This is a genomic window from Achromobacter sp. 10T422 (genome assembly GCF_056394065.1).
On record NZ_JBFTHD010000013.1, the window covers coordinates 36,278 to 56,797 of the forward strand.

17 protein-coding genes are annotated in these 20,520 nt (G+C 65.4%); 9 read left to right on the forward strand and 8 right to left on the reverse strand.

All coding sequences use genetic code 11. The features are described from left to right. Positions 1-9: 9 nt before the first annotated feature. Genes clsB through AC1DB0_RS27705 form a run of 3 tightly spaced genes read right to left on the reverse strand, consistent with a single transcriptional unit; the run spans position 10 to position 4,926 of the window. Complete coding sequence (clsB, locus tag AC1DB0_RS27695; RefSeq protein ID WP_082387216.1) at positions 10-1,212, reverse strand: cardiolipin synthase ClsB; 1,203 nt, start codon at positions 1,210-1,212, stop codon at positions 10-12. After that, on the reverse strand, positions 1,209-1,979 hold the full coding sequence (locus AC1DB0_RS27700; RefSeq protein WP_054426782.1) for an endonuclease/exonuclease/phosphatase family protein: 771 nt from the start codon (positions 1,977-1,979) through the stop codon (positions 1,209-1,211). Before AC1DB0_RS27700 ends, clsB begins: the two co-directional genes overlap by 4 nt. Before the next feature lie 22 nt (positions 1,980-2,001). After that, positions 2,002-4,926, reverse strand: coding sequence for an autotransporter family protein (locus AC1DB0_RS27705; protein ID WP_476758793.1), 2,925 nt, complete (start codon positions 4,924-4,926; stop codon positions 2,002-2,004). A gap of 645 nt (positions 4,927-5,571) precedes the next feature. Between AC1DB0_RS27705 and AC1DB0_RS27710 the strand changes: the two genes are divergently transcribed. Further along, a complete protein-coding gene (locus AC1DB0_RS27710) occupies positions 5,572-6,294 on the forward strand; it encodes a ribonuclease activity regulator RraA (RefSeq protein WP_175168738.1) in 723 nt (240 codons plus the stop codon). A gap of 135 nt (positions 6,295-6,429) precedes the next feature. Here the strand turns inward: AC1DB0_RS27710 and AC1DB0_RS27715 are convergent, their stop codons facing one another. Both AC1DB0_RS27715 and AC1DB0_RS27720 read right to left on the reverse strand, forming a co-directional pair. After that, complete coding sequence (locus AC1DB0_RS27715; RefSeq protein ID WP_054426779.1) at positions 6,430-6,657, reverse strand: hypothetical protein; 228 nt, start codon at positions 6,655-6,657, stop codon at positions 6,430-6,432. Between the two features lie 11 nt (positions 6,658-6,668). Beyond that, the gene (locus tag AC1DB0_RS27720) at positions 6,669-7,052 is read right to left on the reverse strand and encodes a hypothetical protein (protein WP_082387214.1); all 384 of its coding nucleotides are present in this window, start codon (positions 7,050-7,052) and stop codon (positions 6,669-6,671) included. Positions 7,053-7,266: 214 nt separating this feature from the next. Here AC1DB0_RS27720 and AC1DB0_RS27725 point away from each other — a divergent pair, with 214 nt between their 5' ends. Together AC1DB0_RS27725 and AC1DB0_RS27730 are read left to right on the forward strand one after the other, a co-directional pair. Further along, complete coding sequence (locus AC1DB0_RS27725) at positions 7,267-7,794, forward strand: DUF2946 family protein (protein ID WP_476758386.1); 528 nt, start codon at positions 7,267-7,269, stop codon at positions 7,792-7,794. Between the two features lie 124 nt (positions 7,795-7,918). After that, positions 7,919-9,367, forward strand: a complete 1,449-nt coding sequence (locus tag AC1DB0_RS27730) for a PepSY-associated TM helix domain-containing protein (protein WP_476758387.1) — start codon at positions 7,919-7,921, stop codon at positions 9,365-9,367. Here the strand turns inward: AC1DB0_RS27730 and AC1DB0_RS27735 are convergent. After that, a complete protein-coding gene (locus AC1DB0_RS27735; RefSeq protein ID WP_054426776.1) occupies positions 9,334-10,002 on the reverse strand; it encodes a GntR family transcriptional regulator in 669 nt (222 codons plus the stop codon). The genes AC1DB0_RS27730 and AC1DB0_RS27735 overlap by 34 nt on opposite strands. 206 nt (positions 10,003-10,208) lie before the next feature. Between AC1DB0_RS27735 and AC1DB0_RS27740 the strand changes: the two genes are divergently transcribed. From AC1DB0_RS27740 to AC1DB0_RS27765, 6 genes are all read left to right on the forward strand, one after another. Continuing rightward, complete coding sequence (locus AC1DB0_RS27740; RefSeq protein WP_476758388.1) at positions 10,209-10,976, forward strand: LamB/YcsF family protein; 768 nt, start codon at positions 10,209-10,211, stop codon at positions 10,974-10,976. 68 nt (positions 10,977-11,044) lie between these two features. Next, on the forward strand, positions 11,045-12,655 hold the full coding sequence (locus tag AC1DB0_RS27745; protein WP_476758389.1) for a 5-oxoprolinase subunit B/C family protein: 1,611 nt from the start codon (positions 11,045-11,047) through the stop codon (positions 12,653-12,655). Positions 12,656-12,672: 17 nt separating this feature from the next. Further along, positions 12,673-14,412 (forward strand): acetyl/propionyl/methylcrotonyl-CoA carboxylase subunit alpha, encoded by a 1,740-nt coding sequence (locus AC1DB0_RS27750; RefSeq protein ID WP_447577798.1) that lies wholly within the window; start codon positions 12,673-12,675, stop codon positions 14,410-14,412. Positions 14,413-14,616: 204 nt separating this feature from the next. Beyond that, positions 14,617-16,095 (forward strand): aldehyde dehydrogenase, encoded by a 1,479-nt coding sequence (locus tag AC1DB0_RS27755; protein ID WP_338060081.1) that lies wholly within the window; start codon positions 14,617-14,619, stop codon positions 16,093-16,095. A gap of 24 nt (positions 16,096-16,119) precedes the next feature. Continuing rightward, positions 16,120-17,136: a Bug family tripartite tricarboxylate transporter substrate binding protein gene (locus AC1DB0_RS27760; RefSeq protein ID WP_054426772.1), complete on the forward strand. Its 1,017-nt coding sequence runs from the start codon at positions 16,120-16,122 to the stop codon at positions 17,134-17,136. A 40-nt stretch (positions 17,137-17,176) separates the two neighbouring features. Beyond that, complete coding sequence (locus tag AC1DB0_RS27765) at positions 17,177-18,055, forward strand: NAD(P)-dependent oxidoreductase (RefSeq protein WP_156336943.1); 879 nt, start codon at positions 17,177-17,179, stop codon at positions 18,053-18,055. On the opposite strand, the gene AC1DB0_RS27770 is transcribed toward AC1DB0_RS27765, so the two are convergent. Together AC1DB0_RS27770 and AC1DB0_RS27775 are read right to left on the reverse strand one after the other, a co-directional pair. Continuing rightward, entirely contained in the window at positions 18,052-18,939 is an 888-nt protein-coding gene (locus AC1DB0_RS27770; protein ID WP_054426770.1) for a LysR substrate-binding domain-containing protein, read from the reverse strand. The two genes, AC1DB0_RS27765 and AC1DB0_RS27770, sit on opposite strands and share 4 nt — an antisense overlap. 155 nt (positions 18,940-19,094) lie before the next feature. Next, entirely contained in the window at positions 19,095-20,498 is a 1,404-nt protein-coding gene (locus tag AC1DB0_RS27775; RefSeq protein WP_476758794.1) for an MmgE/PrpD family protein, read from the reverse strand. Positions 20,499-20,520: the final 22 nt, after the last annotated feature.

The following is a 20,520-nucleotide window of genomic DNA, read 5'->3' on the forward strand; positions in this document are numbered from 1 at the left end:
GGAATACCCTCATGCGGCCTCGCCTTCACCCGGCGTACCGGGCGCGATGGTGCGCAAGCGGGGCTTGTGGGCCGGCAAAGAACCCGCCCACGCCGGAAAGCGCCGCAGAAAGTGGAACACCACCACCCCGATCCAGAAGCGGCGCAGCGCCCACTTGGGTTGCGGGCTGACGGGGACGGGCTTGCAGTCGTGTGCGATCAGGTGTTCCAGGCTGGCTCGCAACGCCTGGTTCAACGATGCGTCACGCGCGACCACATTCGCTTCCAGGTTCAGGGCCAGGCTCAAGGGGTCCAGGTTGCTGGAACCCACGGTGGACCAGTCGTCATCCACCACGGCCACCTTGCCGTGCAACGGGCGCTTGCAATATTCATGGATCTCCACGCCCGCGCTCATCAGGTAGTCGTACAGCATGGTGCCGGCCAGGCGGGCCACCGGCATGTCCGGCTCGCCCTGAAGCAAGAGCCGCACGCGCACGCCGCGCCGCGCGGTCTTGGCCAGTTCTCGCAGCAGGCGGTATCCGGGAAAGAAATAGGCGTTGGCGATCAGCACATCCTGCTTGGCCGAACGCAGGCCGGCGCGGTAGTAGCGTTCAATGTCGGTGGTGTGCTCGATGTTGTCGCGCACCACCAGCCGGCCGCCGCCGTCGCCTTCAGGCATGGTGTCTTTCGGGGTGCGCCGCCACCGGCGCGGGCGGGGGCGGTCCAGTGCAGCTCGCGCGTAGTCGGCGATATCAACGGCAAGCGGCCCCTCTATCCGTATGGCGTAGTCCTGCTTGGCCTCCGGCCCGAAGTCGGGCAGGTGGTCCGCCGAATAGTTGATGCCGCCCACGAAGGCGCACACCCCATCCACGGCCACGATCTTGCGGTGCATGCGGCGGAACACGTTGGTGCGCACGCCCAAAAGCCGCGGGCGCGGATCAAATATGTGTACGCGCACGCCGCTGTCCGTCATGGCGCCGATGAATTCAGGGGTCAGCTCGTCCGAGCCGTAGCCGTCCACCAGCAGGTCTACGCTGACTCCGCGCTGGGCGGCCGCAATCAGCGTCTGCTGCAATGCCTGGCCGACTTTGTCGTCGAACAGAATGAAGGTTTCAACCAGCACTTCTTTCTGCGCGCCATCAATGGCGCGGTTGACGGCAGGAAAATACGCCTCGCCGTTTTCCAGCAAGGTGTAGCGGTTGCCTTCCCGCCATCCGAGGTTCACGGCGTTCATAGCGCAATCTCCGCCGAGATCGGCACATGGTCCGATAAGCGCGACCACACGCGCGAGGCCAGCGGCACCGGCCGCCAGTCGCGCACGTTGCGCACGTAGATGCGGTCAAGCCGCAAGAGCGGCCAGCGGGCGGGAAAGGTGCGGGCGGGGCGGCCCAGCCGCGTCGTAAAGACTTCCTGCGTGCCGCAGCCGCGCATCAGGCGGTCGGCGTTCAGGCGCCAGTCGTTGAAGTCGCCCGCAATCAATAGCGGCTCGCCGTCAGGCACTTCGCGCGCAACCAGTTCGCACAAATCGTTCAATTGCTGCCCGCGATGGCGTTCCAGCAAGCCCAAATGCACGCAGATGGCGTGTACGGGTGTGGCGAACTCCGGTATGCGCAGGACGCAATGCAGCAAGCCCCGGCCTTCGTGGCCGTCGACGCTCACGTCATGGTTTTCGTAGCGCTCGATGGGGTAGCGCGACAGGATCGCGTTGCCATGGTGCCCAGCCGGATACACGGCATTGCGGCCGTAGGCAAAGTCCGTCCACAGGGTGTCCGCCAGGAACTCGTACTGCGACAAGGCTGGCCACGCGTGGGGGTGCCGTTCGGCGTGCGTCTGGTGCTCGCCCAGCACCTCTTGCAGGAACACCACATCCGGCGCTGCGGTGCGCAAGGCTTCACGCAGGTCGTGCAGCATGAAGCGCCGGTTGAAGCTGGTGAATCCTTTATGGGTGTTGACGGTAAGCACCGTCAACGTCCGTGGGGAATCGTCGGTGGGGGCGGGCATGAACTCTCCGGGCGTGGAAAATTCAGCTCGTCCGCAAGTCGCGTGGCAGGGGCGCAAAAATTCCCCTGCCGCCGCCGAATTGACCGCTGTAGGTCAGGCCGATGGTGGCGTTCTTGGTAAGGGCCGCTTCCACCCCCAGCTCTGCCAAGGCGGCATCGCGGGCGATGGGGGCGCCGGCCACGGTGAAGGCCTGGCCGCCATCGAACGCCATGGTGGTTTGCGGCAGTACATCGCCAAAGGCATGGCGCCAGCCCAGCGTGGCCTGCAAACGGCTCTCGGTGCGGCCGACGGTAAAGTTCGTCAGCGCACGCAAGCCCAGCGTGCTGGTGGTCTGCGTGTTGCTATTGCTTTGCCCACGCAGGGCGGCTGACCCGCCCGACTCCGAGAAGCCACGGGTGCGCGTGTCGCTCCATGCCAGGCCGGCAAAGGGCTCAAGACTGATCCGGTCCGACACGGGCAGCGCGTATCCCAGTTCGCCGAACAGCTGCGTGGTGCTGGCGCCATAATCGGCCGTCAACTTTTGCGATGCGCCGGCCACGCTGGCGTAGCGTTCGGTAGAGATGTCGTGCCAGGTGTATGACGCGCCCGCCATCAGGTTCAGCTTGCCGGGGCCAGCTTCAAACACCTTGCCGCCGAACAGCGCCGCGGTATAGCCGGCAACGTCCGCCTTGGACGAGCGGTCGTCCACGCGCACATTGCCGTCGGTGAATCCCAATGCGCCGCCCAGGCGCCAGCCATCGCCCAAGGCATGGTCAACGCCTGCAAAGACGCCGCCCGTGTTCTGGCGTACCTGTCCGGCATCGCTGTTGCCTTTCAGGGTCTGCCAGTTGCCAATGACTTCGGCCCAGGCGGGCTGAGCGGCGGAAGAGGGCAGTGCCGACGCCGACAGCGTGCCGCCGGCTTGCGCCGTGGGGGCGCCCGGCACCATGCCCGCGCCCAGGTTGGCGCGCAGGTGCGACAACGGCACGGTGCGCACGGTGGTGTTCAAACTGGTAAGCGTCGAGGTAACGCTCGCGTGGGCTTCGCCCGACAGGCTGTTGAACGCCGCGGCCGTCGCGCCTTCCGGCAACGTCAGGATGTAATTGTGCAGGGCGTCGCTGGCCGGCAAGCTGTCCAGCGCGTTGGCGACGGCGCGTTGGTTGCCCGTTTGCGCACCGTCGGCGAATGCGATGGGGCGCGTGGGCGTGTCCGGGGTTTGGGGCGACCCCGGGTCCACCGGCACTTGCTTGCGGCCCAGTTGCAGCACCACGTTCTGGGCGTCGTATTGCAAGGCCGGGTCCAGGTAGGCGTAACCCGAGGTCACCGCGCCGAACTGCCCGTTGACGGCGCCTGCCGTCAGGATGGTGTATTGCCGTTGCGTCTGAAAGCCGCTGTCCGGGCCAACATGCACCACGGACCCCGCCAGATTCGCCGTGCCGGTGACGGCCACGCGCGAGCTTGCGGACGATTGCGAATCCGCCGTCACCTGATAAACCGTGCCGGGCGAGAACGTCAGGTCACCGGCCACTTTCAAGGTGGTGCCCGCTTGGCCCGGCGCAAGGATGGCGCCGCTTTGCAGCAGGGTCGTACCGACCTGGCCACCGCCTTGCAGCGTTGCGCCGCTGGCCACGGTAAGCGCGCCGCCCAACACGCCATTGACGGCCAGGGTGCCGCCCAGCACTTGAGTCTGACCGCTGAAGCCGCTTGAATCGCCGGTCAGGGTGGTCTTGCCCGCCAGCACGTTGATGGCGCCCATTCCCGGACTGATGGAATTGATGGAGCTGTTGAACTGGTAGTCGGTGCCGGTATGGTTGAACACCAGCGTGCCATCCCCATTGCCAAAGCGCACGCCCAGCGCGGCCTGCACGTTGCCCGGTGCGGTGGCGGCATCGCCCGCGGCAGCGCCGATGTTCAAGATGCCGGTCGACCCTGCCGAATCGGCGATGCGTACCCGGTTGGCGGTCTCGATGGTGGCGCCGTTCGTCAGGGTGGTGGTGCCGTCGCCCAGAAAGCCCACCAGGAACGCGCCCGATGTCTTCAGCTTGGTATTTGCTCCGTCGGCGGTCACGGTGCCTTGGCTTCCTGCTTCGTAGCCGACGATGACTTGGTACGCGTCAACGACCGCGCCGCTGCTGGCGGCGAGCGTGCCCTTGGACCCGTCTTGGCCGCCTACGGCGACATAATTATTCAACGATGACAAGCGGCTGCCGGCGCCAGAGATCAACACCGTTCCCACGCCGCCATTCCTGATGCCAATGCTGGTGCGGGTGCCGGCGGTGACCGTGGCGCCGTCCCGGATTTCAAGCGTACCGATGCCGCCCGCGCCAACCGAGACGTCCTGGGTTGTCTGTAGCGTCGTACTGGCGCCGGTGAGTAGCGCCGTGCCAGTGGAACCGGTGTTGGCCCCCACCAGCAGGCTGGCGCTTTGGGCCGTTGCCTGATCGGAAATCGTCAAGGTGCCTTTGCCGTCAGCGCCCACCGTGATCTGCCCGGACTGCCAATTGGTGCCCGCGCCCGAGATGTTAAGCGTGCCGTCTGCGCCAAGATGGCCGCCCAGCATGGCGGTTTGTGACGAAATGGCTTGCGCGCCCGACGACACCGTCATCGTACCGGTGCCGATAAAGCCTACGCTGAACGACGTGGCCGTCCATTTCGAACCGATGCCGGTGATCGTGGCCGTGCCGCTTTCCAGCTCCATGCCGGGAACCAGACCATTATTGGAATTGCCAATAATGGCGGAGTCGCTGGTTAACTGTCCGCCGTTTTGCACGGTGAGCGAAGGCCCGCCAACGGCGCCCAAAAACACGGTGCCGGCCTGTGCGCTGACGTTATCAATGACAGGAGCATTGGGTGTCACGCTATTGATATAGAGAAAGCTCGAAAGGGTCGGCAGCGTATTCGGCGTCCAGTTCAGCGCGTCTTGCCATTGGCTGCTTTGCGATCCGTTCCAGGTGGTCAACTGGGCCATCGCTGGTGATGCCGATAACAAACTAAGCGCATACGCACCAGTCAGGCCGATCGCACGCAAGGCGAGGATTGTCGACTGTCGTTTCAGGGGATAAGGAGGCATTTTCGCTTTTCAACAATTTATAGGGGCGGCAGCAATCACGGCGGGCAACGTTGAAAGCCATGGCGCAGACCAAGGGAAATAAATCGAGCAAGACGGCACGTTGCATGCGTCCTGGCATCAGGATCGGAGCCGCGCCGTGGAATCTGAAGCAAAAAAATCTGAAGCAAAAAATCAAGCGATAACTTCACAGCCCGGTTATTTATTTTTCATCGTGCAGAAACCGGGTCGCCGCGAATCGGGCCAATCAATCCTGCATTTATCAGTTTGAACAAAACAGCGATTAAGGTCGTGCGATATTACGGATCTGGGGGCTGTTCAAAGTCACAAGAAAAGCGGTTGTTTATGCCTACTCCTGTGATTCTCATGCGTCCCCAAAAAAGACGCATACCGGTTAATCAATATTGCCGGGCGCGATGCCGCGAGCGAACCCATCCGCAATGATAGAAAAAGCGTTTTCTGAATCTGCAAAATCAACGTTGTGCCGAGGTTTGTCTGGCGCCACAATCAACAACCATTCAAGGCAACCTTCGGAGAATTCGCATCATGACGATTGCACCCCAGCCCTTGGACGCCCGTGTCGTCCAGGCCCTGTCGGGCATCACCACCGCCACCCTGACCACCGTGCTGCTCAAGAAAGGCTTGCGCAACGTGTGGTTGCGTGGCGCGCAGCCGTTGGCGCCTGGCGCCAAGCGGATAGTGGGGCGTGCGTTCACGCTGCGCTTCGTGCCGGCCCGTGAAGACCTGGCCACGCCCGCGTCATGGGCATCGCCCATTTCCACGCGGGCGGCCATCGAAGACATGCCAGAAGGGTGCATTGCCGTGGTCGACGCCATGGGCGTGACGGACGCGGGTATTTTTGGCGACATCCTTTGCGCCCGCATGCAAAAGCGCGGGGTGGCGGCGCTGGTGACGGACGGCGTGGTGCGGGATCTGGAAGGGGTGGAAGGCACCGGGCTGCCCGTCTGGTGCAGCGGCGCAGCGGCGCCGCCGTCGGTAGCCGGCTTGACGTTCGTGGGCTGGCAGGAACCCGTGGGTTGCGGCGGCGTGGCCGTGTTTCCCAATGACGTCATCGTGCTGGACCGCGACGGCGGGGTGCTGATTCCGGCGGCGCTGCTGGACGAAGTGGTGGAAATCGCCATCGAGCAGGAACGGCTGGAAGGCTGGATCATGCAGCAGGTCGAAGCGGGAGAAAAACTGCCGGGGCTGTATCCGCCCAATCAGGAAAACCAGGCCAAGTACCAGGCGTGGCGGGAACAGCAGAAATAGGCGAGGGTAGAAATACGCAGGGACAGCAAACCGCCCACGCAGCAAGGCGGCGCGTCAAGCCCAACTAAATCGCCCGGCGCGGATCACGAACGATCCGAACGCCGGGCGAGGGGTGGCCATCCATAACCGGTGGCGTTAGTACCCCGAATTGCCCCCGCGGATATTGCCCGCGACGCCACCCGCAATACCGCCGATGGCGGCGCCGGTCCAGGCGCTGCCGCCCGCAATGGCGGCAATGCCCGCGCCCGCCGCCGCGCCGATGGCCGTGCCCGACACCGTCCCTTGCTGCTTGGGCGTCATGTTCGTGCAGGCGGCAAGCGTGCCAATTGCAATGCCAATGGCTAGTGTTCGAATCATTTTCATGATGGGCTCCTTCAAGGCTTGCGCTTCGCGCCAGGTGCGACGACCTCAAACCACAGCGTCTCCATCACGGGGCGGTCAAGCTTCGCGGGATTCGCGGCATACCATCTGTCCAGACTCTCGCGCACCGAGTCCAGTGTCTGGTTTTGCAGCCCGGTCGAGAACCGGGGAACCAGGGTCTGCGTGTCGTTCAACTTGCGCTTGTCTTGATACGCGCGTTCGACTTGCAGCAGGTTGGCAACGCCCAGCAGGAAGGCTTTCTTGTGGCTGGCGTCTGATTCCGTCCATTGCTTCCCCGTAATCAGGGGCGCCGGATCGGCGGGTTGGGCCACGCCAGGCGTGGTGAACAGCAGTGACAGCGCAACGGCTGTCGGGGCTAGCAGGTGTTTCACTTTCATCGCAACGCTCCTCGCGGGCTTAAAAGATAAAAAACAACCTTTCGACGCCGAGTTCTTCCCGGGCACGCAATGTGTCCATTGAAAAAAACGGGTTCGATCAATTTATGCTCGAAAGAGGGCAACCGCAAGCAGAATGCAACAGGTGGCGCGCCCAGACAGCCTGAGTAAAATGCCGCCTTGGCGCTGGCAATTTCTGGCGCCACGGATAGGACGCATGCGACCCGGTTTTTCCAGTCGATTCCCACGCTTTGCCACAGCCGCCGATGTCGGGCGGCTGTTGTTGTTGCTGTTGCTGGTGGCGCGCGCCTGGGTGCCGGTGGGTTATATGCCGGATGCGGACGCGTTGCGGCAAGGGCGTCTGGCGCTGGGATTCTGCTCGGCGGGTGGCGGGACGCTGGCGGCGCTTCAGGCGCTATCCGTGCAGCAAGGCCATCATCAAGTCCCACATCAAGACCCACAGCTAGGCCTGCATCAAGACCCGCACCAAGACCCGCAGCTGGACCCGCATCATGGCCACCATGACCCTGGCGCTGGCCATGGCGACACGAGCGGGGCGGGGCAAGAGTGCCCGTTCGGCTTAAGTGCCCATCAGGTATTGGACGTGCCGCCGGTTGTGGCGCTGGCGCCCATGCTGTTGCGCTGGCTGGCGCAGAAACCGTTTCTGGCGGACAGCCCGCGTCCGCCCATGCCCGCTGCGGGGCCGCCGCTGGGGCAGCGGGCGCCTCCCTCGATTTTCGAATAACCGTTTCTGTTGTGCGCGCATCGCGCACGTGACGGCCGCCCGGGCAGGGCTGCGCCGTCGTATTTGAAACCCGGATCGAATTCCTATTCGGCATCCGTATTCGACATCTGTATTCGAGGCTTCCATGTCCACCCAAACCCTGGATTCCCCCGCCGCCGCGCCTGCGCGCGCGCAAACGGCGGGACGCAGCGCCGTGCTGGCGCTGATCACCCGCCTGCATTTTTACATTGGGCTGTTCGTCGGCCCCTTCATCCTGGTGGCCGCCGTGACTGGCACGCTGTTCGTGCTGACGCCCCAGATCGAAAGCCTGCTCTATGCAGACCAGCTCCGCACCTCATCCACCGGCCCGGCCCAGCCGCTGGCCAAACAGGTCGAGGCCGCGCGCGCCCGCATCGGCGAGGGGCCACGTCTGTTCGCCGTGCGCCCCGCGCCGGGGCCGGGCGACACCACCCGGGTCATGTTCACGCAGCCGGGGCTGGGCGATTCTGAAAGCCGGGCGCTGTTCGTCGACCCGGCCACGCTGGACATCAAGGGCGACATGATCGTCTACGGCACCAGCGGCACATTGCCGTTTCGCACCACGCTGGACTATCTGCATCGCAACCTGATGCTGGGCGAACTGGGCCGCAATTACAGCGAACTGGCCGCGTCCTGGATGTGGCTGGCCACCTTGGGCGGGCTGGCGCTGTGGCTGGCCGGCCGCCGCCGAGCGGCCGCCGCCAACACGGCGCGCAGCCCGCGCTTGCGCACGCGGCGCTGGCATACGCTGCTGGGTTTGTGGCTGGCGGTGGGCCTGATGTTCTTGTCGGCCACTGGCTTGACGTGGTCGAACTGGGCGGGCGGACGCGTGGATCAACTGCGCGCACAGCTGGGCTGGATCACGCCGTCGGTGTCCCTGAAACTGCCGGTGGCGGGGGATTCGGCGGGCCAGGCAGCGCCTGCGGAGGCGGGCGGCGAACACGCGCATCATCACGGCGGCATGGCGGGAATGGCTTCGATGTCCATGCCGACGCCGGCCGCGGCGGGGGATATCGACCGCATCTTGCAGACGGCCCGCCAAGGCGGCATTGACAGCAATCAGCTGGAAATMCGGCCGCCGCGCACGGCGGATCAGGCGTGGACGGTACGTGAAGTTGACCGTTCCTGGCCCACGCAGGTCGACACCATCGCGATTGATCCGGCCACCTACACCATCACCAGCCGTGCCGACTTCGCCACCTTTCCGCTGATCGCCAAACTGATCCGCTGGGGCGTCGACATGCACATGGGCATTCTGTTCGGCTGGCCGAATCAGCTGCTGATGGGCGCCATTGGCATCGCGCTGACCGTGATGATTGTGCTGGGCTATCGCATGTGGTGGCTGCGCCGGCCGGCGGCGGGTGCAACGGCGCAAACGCTGACGCAAGCCTGGGCGGGCCTGTCGTGGCCGGGCCGCATTACGGCGGCGGCGTTGGCGGCGGCCTTGGGATGGTGCCTGCCGGTGATGGGCGTGAGCCTGCTGGCGTTTGTGGTGGTGGATGCGCTGCGGTCGTGGCGGCTTCAGCCGCCGTCACCGCCCACGCGCCGCGCATAGCTGGCCAGCACGATGCGCTCGGACTGCGCCAGGTAGTCCTTGAGCGCATCGGCGGCCACGCCGAACTCACCGGCTTCCACCCAGCGCAAGATGCGCGCATTCATTTCGGCGTAGGGCGCGTGCAGGAATTCCGGGTCTTGCAACAAGCCGAAGACCAGCCGCAGCTCGGCCAGCAGCAACGAGAACATAGCGTTCAGGCGGTCGCTGTCGGCCAGTTCCACGATAGCCATATGAAAGGCCATGTTGGCGGTGCCCAGGCCCGTCCAGTCTTGTTGTTCACGGCAGGCCAGGGCGTTGTCCACCGCTTGCCGCATGCGCTGGCGCGCCGGGTGGTGCGGGTAAGCCTGCGCCAGCGCCTGGCATTCGATCATGCGCCGCACGCGGTAGATGTCGATGATGGACGCCATGCTGGGTACCGCCACCGCCACGCCCCGGTTAGGCGAATGCGTCAGCAAGCCTTCCTTGGTCAGGTTGCGGAACGCTTCACGCAAGGTATTGCGCGATACGTCCAGACTCTGCGTCAGCGTCGCTTCGGACAAGCGTTGTCCGGGCGCGAACTCGCCATTGATCAAACGGCGTCGGATCTGTTCGGTGACTTTATCGGTCAGGGTCTGGTGCGCGTTCGGATCAATCATGGGCACGAATGGGCGGGGGAAAAACCGGAGTGTATCCGACAGCCCCGCCATTTTGTCCCTCAATGTTGCCTTTTTCGTACTGTGCTGGGGCAAATACTGATAGGCAGTCGTGTCTATTCTGATCTACCATTCAATCCGTTTTGTAGAACAAATCTGTAACTACGGTTCTACAGCTGTCTACCCGCCGGTGAATTGAGAATAGTGACATGGCACGGATTGATTTGAACAGCGACTTGGGCGAAAGCCTGGGCGCCTGGAGCATGGGCGACGACGCCGCAATGCTTCGGGTGGTTTCCAGCGCCAACGTGGCCTGCGGTTTTCATGCGGGCGACCCGGCCGGCATCCTGACCACACTGAAAGCGGCCGCCGCCAATGGCGTGACCGTGGGCGCGCACGTGTCCTATCCGGACCTGACCGGTTTTGGCCGCCGCAATATGGATGTGGCCAGCGCCGACCTCATCGCCGATGTCATCTATCAGATCGGCGCCCTGAAAGGCCTGGCCGCCGCCGCTGGCGTTCCGGTGCGCTATGTGAAGCCGCATGGCGCGCTGTACAACACCATTGCGCACGACGCGCGCCAGGGCAACGACGTCATCACGGCCATGCTGGAGATTGATCCGTCGCTGATTCTGGTCGCGCTGGCCGGTTCGCCGCTGATCCCGCTGGCGCGCGAACGCGGCTTGCGTGTGGTGGCCGAAGCCTTCGCCGACCGCGCCTATACGCCGCAAGGCACGCTGGTGTCGCGCCGTGAAAAGGGCGCCGTGCTGCATGATCCGGAAGCGGTTGCGCAGCGTATGCTGCGTCTGGTGGAAGAGGGCGTTGTTGAAGCGATCGACGGCAGCCTAACGCGCGTTCAAGCGGATTCCATCTGCGTACACGGCGACAGCCCCGGCGCGGTGGACATGGCGCGTGAAGTGCGCCGCCGCCTGGAGCTAGCTGGCGTGGCGATCCAATCGTTTGCTGACGCGGCCTGAACGCTTATCTGCCGCCATTTCCCACTGACCACTGACGTTGCCCCGGAAATTTCCGTCTAGGAGACTGCGTGCGCTTTTTGCCCGTAAACACCGATGCGCTGCTCGTTGAGCTTGACGATCTTGAGCAGACGCTGGCCCTGTTCGCCGCGCTACAGACGCAGCCGATTCCTGGCGTGACCGAGCTGGTGCCGGCTGCGCGCACCGTGCTGGTCATCTTCCGCCCGGAAGCCGTGACCCGTGACGCGCTCATTGCCGACATCGGCAGCCGCGACACCAGCGGCCACGTCGCACGCGACGGCAAGCTCGTTGAAATTCCTGTGCACTACAACGGCGAAGACCTGGACGACGTGGCCGGCCTGCTCGGCATCACGCGCGACGAGGTCGTGCGCCGGCACACGGGCGGCACCTACAGCGTGGCGTTCACCGGCTTTGCGCCGGGTTTCGCGTACTTGAGCGGTGGCGACCCCACGCTGGATGTGCCGCGCCGCAAGACGCCGCGCACCCGTATTCCCGCTGGCGCCGTGGCGCTGGCAGGCACCTTCAGCGGCGTGTACCCGCAAGCCAGCCCCGGCGGCTGGCAGATTCTTGGCGTAACGCCGACCCCCATGTGGGACTTGTCGCGCGACACGCCCGCCTTGCTGCAACCCGGTTACCGCGTCCGGTTCATCGACGCCGGCCCGTTGCCTGCCGCGTCCGACACCCCGGCCGCAACCGCGTCCGCCAGCGCCCCGCGCATGGCTGGCGGATCGCCGGCAATCGACGTGGTGGCATCCGGCCTGCAAGCCGTGTTCCAAGACTTGGGCCGCCCCGGCCAGGCGCGCCAGGGCGTGGCCGCATCGGGTGCGATGGATCGCAGCGCGCTGCGCGCCGCCAACCGGCTTGTGGGCAATGCGCCCGGCGATGCCTGCATTGAAATCGTCTACGGCGGATTCCAGATGCGTGCGCATGGCGCGTGCGTTGTCGCCGTGACGGGCGCGCGTGGCGAACTGACGTTGCGTGATGCGGCAGGCGCCAGCTGGTCCGTGCCAGGCCATCAAGCCATTGCCTTGAACGACGGCGACACGCTGTCGCTGGGCCAGCCCGACGCCGGCATCCGCTATTACCTGGCGGTGCGCGGCGGCTTTGATATCGAGCCCGTGCTGGGCAGCCGGTCGACCGATACCTTGGCCCGCGTCGGCCCCGAGCCCTTGGCCGCTGGCGACCGCATTGGCATTCTGCCGGCCGGGCAGGGCGCTATCGTGGGCGCGCCGGAATTGCCCGCGGCAGACTTGCCTGTTCAGAACACCGAGGTGGTGCTGGACGTGGTGTTGGGGCCGCGCACCGATTGGTGCGATGCCGATGCCGTGGCGTTGCTGTCGCGCCAAGCCTGGACCGTCACCCCGCAATCCAACCGCGTCGGCATCCGCTTGAATGGCGATACGCCGCTGCAACGCGCCAACCACGCCGAACTGCCCAGCGAGGGCACGCGCAAAGGCTCGATCCAGGTGCCGGCCAGCGGCCAACCCGTGCTGTTTCTGGCCGACCATCCGCTCACGGGCGGCTACCCGGTGATCGGTTCCGTTGCCCCCTGGCACCTGGACCGCGCGGCGCAGATTCCCATTGGCGCGCGTGTGCGCTTCAACCCCGTTTCCGACTTCGTCCCGGTTGATGTCCCCGCCGCGCCGGTCACAACGAATTAACCAGACCCATGCCAGCCATGAAGAAAGTCCTGATTGCCAACCGTGGCGAGATCGCCGTCCGCATCATCCGCGCCTGCGCCGACTACGGCGTGAAGTCCGTCGCCGTCTACGCGGATGCCGATTTCGACGCCCTGCATGCGCGCATGGCCGACGAGGCTTACGGCCTGGACGGCGACCGCCCGGCCGACACGTATCTCAACATCGACAAGCTGCTTGCCGCGGCGCGCCGCAGCGGCGCAGATGCGGTGCACCCGGGCTATGGCTTCCTGTCGGAAAGCGCGGTGTTTGCACGCGCCGTCATCGGTGCTGGCCTGACGTGGATTGGCCCGTCGCCCGACACCATCGAACGTCTGGGCGACAAAGTCCAGGCCCGCAAGATCGCGCTCGAAGTCGGCGCGCCGCTGGTGGCTGGCACGGCCGACCCCGTCACTGGCGCCGAAGACGTTCTGGCCTTTGCGCAAGAACACGGCTTGCCGATTGCCATCAAGGCGGCGTTTGGCGGCGGTGGCCGCGGCCTGAAGGTGGTATGGCGCATGGAAGACGTGGCCGAACTCTATGAGTCGGCCGTGCGCGAAGCCGTCACCGCCTTTGGCCGGGGCGAATGCTACGTTGAACAATTCCTGGACCATCCGCGCCACGTCGAAGCCCAGGTGCTGGCTGACCAGCACGGCAAGGTCGTGGTGTTGGGCACGCGTGATTGCTCGCTGCAACGCCGCAACCAGAAGCTGGTGGAAGAAGCGCCCGCGCCGTTCCTGTCTGACGACCAACGCCAGCGCATCCATGCATCGGCGCGGGACATCTGCGCGCACGCCGGGTATGTGGGCGCAGGCACCGTGGAATTTTTGCTGAGCGCGTCGGGCGCCATTTCGTTCCTGGAGGTCAACACGCGTCTGCAAGTGGAACACCCCGTCACCGAAGAAACCTGCGGGCTGGACCTGGTGGTGGAGCAGCTGCGCATTGCGGATGGCCTGCCGCTGCAAATCGACGCCGCGCCCGCGCCGCGTTGCCACGCCATTGAATTCCGCATCAATGCCGAAGACGTGGGCCGGGGTTTCCTGCCGTCGCCGGGCCGCATCAGCACCTTCGCCGCACCGTCGGGGCCGGGCGTGCGTGTGGACAGCGGCGTGGAATCGGGCTCGACCATTCCGGGCACGTTCGATTCGCTGATGGCCAAGCTGATCGTCACGGGCGCCACGCGCGAACAAGCCATTGCCCGCGCCCGCCGCGCCCTGGCGGAATTCCGTATCGACGGCGTGGCCTCGGTGCTGCCGTTTCATCGCGCGGTGTTGGCGCATGACGACTTCCTGGGCGATGGCGCCAGCTTCAAGGTGCATACGCGCTGGATCGAAACCGATTTTGCCAACGACCTGGAAGCCGCCGTGCGTCCGGCGCCGTTGGGCGCGGTGAACCTGCACCGCACGGCGGTGGAGATTGACGGCAAGCGCGTGTCGCTCGGGCTTCCGGCCGAGTTGCTGCGCGGCCTGCAATCGGCGGGCGCAGCGGCAGCGGGCGACAGTGCGGTTGGCAATGCGGCGGCCACGGCCAGCGCGCAAAGCGTGGCGGCCCCCATTGCCGGCACCATCCAGGCCTGGAAAGCCGGCGACGGCGCCACCGTCAAGCAAGGCGAGCTGATCGCCACGATGGAAGCCATGAAGATGGAAATGCAGGTGCTGGCCCATCGCGACGGCGTGCTCAAGCACGAAGCCGCGCCGGGGCAGGCGGTGGCAGCGGGCGCGTCGATTGGCCGCATCGACTGAGCAAAAGCGGGCCGCCGCCAACGGCCCTATCGCCTACGCGGCGGCGCTCACCCTCCGAGCCACCGCCGTAATCGCCAGTTCGAAATAACAGAAGTCTTAAAACAGTATTAGACGAGAAGCACGCACGCCTTCCATACTCCTTTTGCCCCCTTAGCCGGGGACGCGGCGCACCAGACGCCGACGTAAAACATCAAGGAGACAAGCGTGATACAGCGTTATCAGTTGGTCGTGGACGGCCGTCGCGTGCCTGCCGCCGACGGGCGGATGCTGCAAAGCACCAACCCCTATACGGGCGAAGTCTGGGCCGAAATTCCGGATGCCGGTCCGGAAGACGTCGCCCAGGCGGTGGCCGCCGCCAACCGCTGCTTTCAGACCGTCTGGCGCGATACGCCGGGCGTGAAACGCGCCGCATTGATGCACAAGCTGGCGGGGCTGATCGAAGCGTCGGCCGACCGCATGTCGGCTATCGAAAGCCGCGACAACGGCAAAATCGTTCGCGAAACCCGGCCGCAGATGCTGTGGGTAGGGCGCCAGCTGCGCTACTTCGCAGGCTATGCCGACAAGCTGTTCGGCCAGCATGTGCCGCTGGACCAGCCCAACACGCTGGACTATGTCTCGCTGGAACCCTACGGCGTGGTGGCCTTGATCACCGCGTGGAATTCGCCGTTGGCGTTGCTGGCCAATAAGCTCGCGCCGGCATTGGCTGCGGGCAATTGCGTGGTCGTCAAACCGTCTGAGCATGCATCGGCATCCACCCTGGAATTTGCGGCGCTGGTCGAGGAAGCGGGCTTTCCCCCGGGCGTTTTCAATGTGGTGACTGGCGGCGCACGTACCGGCCGGGCTCTTGTCGAAGACCCGGGCGTGGCGCTCGTCAGCTTCACCGGCAGCCCGCAAGTGGGCCGCGAAATCGCCGCCATGGCCGGGCGCCGGCTGGTTCCCGTGAAGCTGGAACTGGGCGGCAAATCCCCCAACATCATCTTTGACGACGCCGACCTGGAACGTGCCGTCGTCGGCGCCTTGGCCGGCATCTTCGGCGCGACGGGCCAAACCTGCGTGGCCGGTTCGCGCTTGCTGGTGCAGCGCGGCGTGTATGACGAAGTGGTTGCACGCCTGACCGAACGCGCCGGCCGCATCCGGCTGGGCGACCCGGCCAACCCGGAAACCGAAATGGGTACGGTGGCCAACGAGCCGCAATTCCGCCGCATCCTGGACGCCATCGAAACGGCAAGAAGCGCAGGCGCACGCCTGGTGTGCGGTGGCGGACGCGCACGCGGCCCGGGCCTGGAAAGCGGCTACTTCATCGAACCGACCATCTTTGCCGACGTCGACAACGCCAGCCACCTGGCGCAGGAAGAAATCTTCGGCCCGGTGCTGGCCATCATTCCGTTTGACACCGAAGACGACGCCATCCGCATGGCCAACGACAGCCGCTACGGCCTGGCCTCCGGTCTATGGACACGCGACCTGAACCGGGCGTTGCGCGTGTCGCGCGCCATGCAAAGCGGCACGGTCTGGGTCAACACGTACCGCGCGTTGGGCGCGCAGGCGCCATTTGGCGGCTTTAAGGAATCTGGCATTGGACGCGAGCGCGGCGAGGCAGGTTTAAAGGAATACCTGACCACGCGCAACGTGATGATCGATTATTCCAACGACGTGCGCGACCCGTTCGCCATCCGGACCTGATCGCACCGCAACCAAGGACGAGACATGAACAAAGAACAACGCGACCCGCGCGGTCTTCGCGTCGGGCTGTCACGCCGTTCGCTGTTGTCGGCGGTGTGTGCGCTGGCGCTGATGGGGCCGGCTTTGGCCAACACGGGGCAGGGCGGCTACCCGGCCGGCCCCATTCGGCTGGTGGTGCCGTTTCCGCCTGGCGGCTCGGTGGACACCGTGGCGCGCACGCTGGCGCCGCAATTGGAAAAGCAGCTGGGCCAGCCGGTCGTCATCGAAAACCGGCCCGGCGCCAGCAGCGTGATCGGCGCGCAGCACGTCAAGCAAGCCAAGCCCGATGGCTACACGCTGCTGCTGAACGCGTCGTTGCAGATGGCCAACCCCTCGTTGCTGACCACCGCCACTTACGACGCCATCAATGATTTTGTGCCCATCACCGAAATCGGCGCGTTGCCGCAATTGCTGGTGGTGAAGGCCGACAGTCCGTACCGCACGGTGGCCGACCTGATCGCCGACGCCCGCAAGCGGCCGCGCGAAGTGCAGTGGGCCATCGCCGCGTTTGGCGCGGCCGGCCATCTGGCGTGTGAATTGGTCAACGTCGAAGCCAAAGTCGACATGCCGGTGATTCCGTACAAGGGCGGCGGCCCTGCGCTGGTGGATCTGATGGGCGGGCATGTCTCCGCCATGATCGAACCCATGGCGTCCGCCTACCCGCATGTGCAAAGTGGCCGGCTGCGCGCGTTGGCGGTCACCAGCGACCAGCGCCTGGCCTCGCTGCCCGACCTGCCTACCGTTGCCGAAAGCGGCTTCCCCGGCTTCGACATGCCGAGCTGGTACGGCTTGTGGGCGCCCGCCGGCACGCCGCAAAGCGTCGTCAACCGGGTGCAGAAAGAAGTACGCCTGGCGTTGCGCGACCCCGTCGTTGCCGAAAAGCTGGCGTCGATTTCGTTCCAGCCCGTGGGCTCATCGCCCGACGAGTTCGGCCAGTACGCCTCTAGCGAATTCAGCAAATACAAAACCTTGATCAGCGCCGCCCGCATCAAGGCAGATTGATCCCGCGCGGCGCGTTACCCAATTCGAAACAGGAGCAGTGATGAAAGAACAACTGAACTTGGGCTTTATTGGCCTGGGCGTGATGGGCGAACCCATGAGCATCAATCTGGCGCGCAAGTCGGGCCAGCCCGTGCACGTGTATGACCGCGCGGCCGATGCCGTGGCGCGCGTGGTGGCGCAAGGCGGGCAGGCGGCGGCGTCGGTGGCTGACGTGGCCGGTCAATCCGACATTGTGTTCTTGTCTCTGCCGTCGATCGATCAGGTGGAGTCGGTGGTGGACGAGATTCTGGCGTCGCCCAAACGGCCGGGCATGATCGTGGACATGAGCACGAGCGACGTGGCGCGCACCCGCGCCTTGGCGGCGCGGCTGCGCGAGGCCGGCATCGGCTTCGTGGACGCGCCGGTGGCACGCACCAAGCAGGCCGCGGTAGCCGGCACCTTGATGATCAGCGTGGGCGGAAGCGAAGCGGACGTTGCCCGTTTGCGCCCCATGCTGGAATGCATGGGCTCGGACGTGCTGCATTGTGGGGACACGGGCAGCGGCCAGATTCTGAAAATCCTGAACAACATGATGGTGTTCATGACGGTGAACGCGCTGGCCGAAGTGCTGACGATCGGGCGGCGCAGCGGCATGGATGGCGAAAAGTTGTTCGAACTCTTATCGCAAGGGTCCGCCGACAGCTTCGTGCTGCGTAACCACGGCATGAAGTCGATGGCCAAGGATGAGTTTCCCGAGAAGACCTTTCCGCTGACCTACGCCATCAAGGACGCGAGCCTGGCGCTGGCGTTGGCCGATAGCGCCGACTTCAAACCGCACATCGCCCAGTACGCGCACGACCTGATGTGCCGGGCGCGCGATGCGGGCTATGCGCAGAACTACCACCCGGTGACGGTCAAGCTGATCGACGGGCGCGGCTAATCGGGCTCGGCCAGACGCGGCAGCAATTGCGTGGCGATGCGCCGCGTCAGGTCAGACGCATGCTTGTCGCTCCAGATGGCTTCCATGCGCACCTGGCCGGCGGTGCCAGCCAGTTCGCGAAAGCACACGCCGGGATAGGCGCTGGACGCGTACGCGCGCGGCACCAGCGCCACGCCGAACCCCAGCCGAACCATCTGAAAAATAGTCAGCGGATTGCGGGCGGTGTGCTTGAACGACGGGCTGAATCCGGCCTCGTAGCAAGACGCGACGATGGCGTCGAACACCGCCGGGCCGCTCTCGCGCGCCAAGGAAACCATCGGTTCTTCCGCCAGTTCCGACAATGCGAAATCGCCCGTGGCCAGGCGGTGTCCCAAGGGCAGCACCACGGCCAGCGGCTCGCGCAGAATCGGCACGCGCATCAGTTTGCTGCGGTCGGGGCGCACATGCACGATGCCGATATCCATTTGCCCGTGCGTCACGGCCGACACTTGATCATGCGATTGCATATCCGCAACGGACACTTCCACGCCGGGGTAGGCGGCCTTGATCATCGCCAGAAAACGCGGCAGCACATTGAAGAGCGCAGACGTGGCCACCCCCAGCCGCAACACGCCCGCATCGCTTTGCGCAGCCCTTACCGCAGCGCCCACCGCCGTGCGCATCTGCCCCAGCAGCAAGCGGCTTTCGCGCAGGAACACGGCGCCGGCGTCGGTCAGCTTGACCTCGCGGCGCGTGCGGTTCAGCAATTGCACGCCCAGCTCTTCCTCTAGCAGCTTGATGTGCAGGGACAGCGGGGGCTGCGACATATTGAGCTTTTCGGCGGCGCGGCTGAAACTCAGCTCCTCGGCGACCATGACGAAGTAACGCAACTGCTTCATGTCCATGACGGCTTGCCTCGTGGTTCGGGGCGAGACGGGCCATAGCCCATCCCGGTGGGATGTGGCGCAGCATAGCCCCTATCCGCCCATCCGCCCATCCGCCCATCCGCCCGTCAGCCCGTCAGCCCGTCAGCCCGTCAGCCCGTCAGCCCGTCAGCCCGTCAGCCCAGCAGACGGGCCAGCTCTCGCACTGGCGTATCGTCATCGGCCGCCAGCAGCGCTTGCAGAATGGTCTCAACGCGGTCGGCCGGCAGCCGCAATGCGGCGTTGGCGCGAAACTTGGCCGCAATGTCGTCCAGGCTGAGCGCGCGTTCGCCGCTGCCCAGATTCATGGGCACATGGCGGTGCAACACCGAACCGTTCTTCAGATGCACGCGCAGCGCGCCCGAGAAATACTTGGGGAACGCGGTGTCGGCCTGCACCGCGCATTGCACCTTGGCCGCCAGCGCAAGAATGGCGGGGTCGGCCAGGCTGGCGTCGTCTAGTTCTGCCAGCGTGAAGCGGCCCCGCAGCAGGCAGGCGGCGACGACGAATTGCGCGCTGAACTTGGCTTCGTAGTCGGAACGCGGCAAGATTTTTGACGCGTGGGGTTCGGCCACGATGGGCAAGGTTTGCGCAGGCAATTCGCATTCAATGCGTGTGATCTGGCTCACGTCCCCCACGTCGGCGCGCAACGCCAGCGCGGCTTCGGCGGCGCCGTGAATGAAGTGGCATACGGGATACGGCTTGATCGCAGTTTCCAGCAACGTCCAGTGTTGGCCCAGATCTTGCGCGATGGAGTCGGCATCGACCTCGGCCGCGCGCGCTTGCAGGTACGCGTCGAAGAAACCGAACTTGCCTTCATAGGGCCGGTCAGGGCCGTGAAAGCCCGCGCCCGCCATGTGCGCGGCGGTGATGCCGGCCATGGCGCCCCAGCCCGGATGCATGCGTTTCGTCCACGCGCCGGTTTCCAGAAACACCTGCACGCCAGATGCGGTGCTGGCGGTAATGCCTTGGGCCGCCACCAATTGCGGCACGGTCAGGCCCAGCAACTTTCCGGCGACCACCGCCGAGCTGAAGTGCGACACCACGCCCGTCGCGTGAAACCCCACGTGGTGAAAGCCGCCCTTGACCGCGCGGCCMAACCGGATGGCCGTTTCCATGCCGGCGGCGTAGGCGGCCAGCACATCGCCCCAGCGCGCGTCGGTGGCCTGGCCGATGGCCAATGCGGCGGGCAGGCAGGCGACGGTGGGGTGGACGATGGCGGCGGGGTGCGTATCGTCAAAATCCAGGCCGTGCATCAAGTACCCGTTGGCCAGCGCAGCGTCGCGCGGGGCTAACGCCATGTTGGCGCCCACGACCGTTGCCTCTCCGGGCGCGCCAGCCGCACGGATGCCCGCCAGCGCGGGGCCCGCAAAGGGAAACGTGTTGGACGCGAACGCCAGGCCGATGGCGTCCAGAATGTGTTGGGTGGACTTGTCGCGCACGGCTTGGGGCAGGGCAGCGGGGGTGAGCGCGTGCGCAAACCGGGCCAGCGCCTGGGCAGGGTTGGCCGACGGCGGCGTCAGAGTTGAAGCGTGGTGCATGGTCGTGAGGTTCCTGAATCGG

What these genes read in the sequence shown, in the direction of transcription:
- AC1DB0_RS27770 (WP_054426770.1), bottom strand. Translation starts at nt 18,939, where the DNA reads ATGGACATGAAGCAGTTGCGTTACTTCGTCATGGTCGCCGAGGAGCTG.
- AC1DB0_RS27765 (WP_156336943.1), top strand. Translation starts at nt 17,177, where the DNA reads ATGAAAGAACAACTGAACTTGGGCTTTATTGGCCTGGGCGTGATGGGC.
- AC1DB0_RS27700 (WP_054426782.1), bottom strand. Translation starts at nt 1,979, where the DNA reads ATGCCCGCCCCCACCGACGATTCCCCACGGACGTTGACGGTGCTTACC.
- clsB (WP_082387216.1), bottom strand. Translation starts at nt 1,212, where the DNA reads ATGAACGCCGTGAACCTCGGATGGCGGGAAGGCAACCGCTACACCTTG.
- AC1DB0_RS27750 (WP_447577798.1), top strand. Translation starts at nt 12,673, where the DNA reads ATGAAGAAAGTCCTGATTGCCAACCGTGGCGAGATCGCCGTCCGCATC.
- AC1DB0_RS27705 (WP_476758793.1), bottom strand. Translation starts at nt 4,926, where the DNA reads ATGGCCCAGTTGACCACCTGGAACGGATCGCAAAGCAGCCAATGGCAA.
- AC1DB0_RS27720 (WP_082387214.1), bottom strand. Translation starts at nt 7,052, where the DNA reads ATGAAAGTGAAACACCTGCTAGCCCCGACAGCCGTTGCGCTGTCACTG.
- AC1DB0_RS27740 (WP_476758388.1), top strand. Translation starts at nt 10,209, where the DNA reads ATGGCACGGATTGATTTGAACAGCGACTTGGGCGAAAGCCTGGGCGCC.
- AC1DB0_RS27715 (WP_054426779.1), bottom strand. Translation starts at nt 6,657, where the DNA reads ATGAAAATGATTCGAACACTAGCCATTGGCATTGCAATTGGCACGCTT.
- AC1DB0_RS27710 (WP_175168738.1), top strand. Translation starts at nt 5,572, where the DNA reads ATGACGATTGCACCCCAGCCCTTGGACGCCCGTGTCGTCCAGGCCCTG.
- AC1DB0_RS27735 (WP_054426776.1), bottom strand. Translation starts at nt 10,002, where the DNA reads ATGATTGATCCGAACGCGCACCAGACCCTGACCGATAAAGTCACCGAA.
- AC1DB0_RS27760 (WP_054426772.1), top strand. Translation starts at nt 16,120, where the DNA reads ATGAACAAAGAACAACGCGACCCGCGCGGTCTTCGCGTCGGGCTGTCA.
- AC1DB0_RS27725 (WP_476758386.1), top strand. Translation starts at nt 7,267, where the DNA reads ATGCGACCCGGTTTTTCCAGTCGATTCCCACGCTTTGCCACAGCCGCC.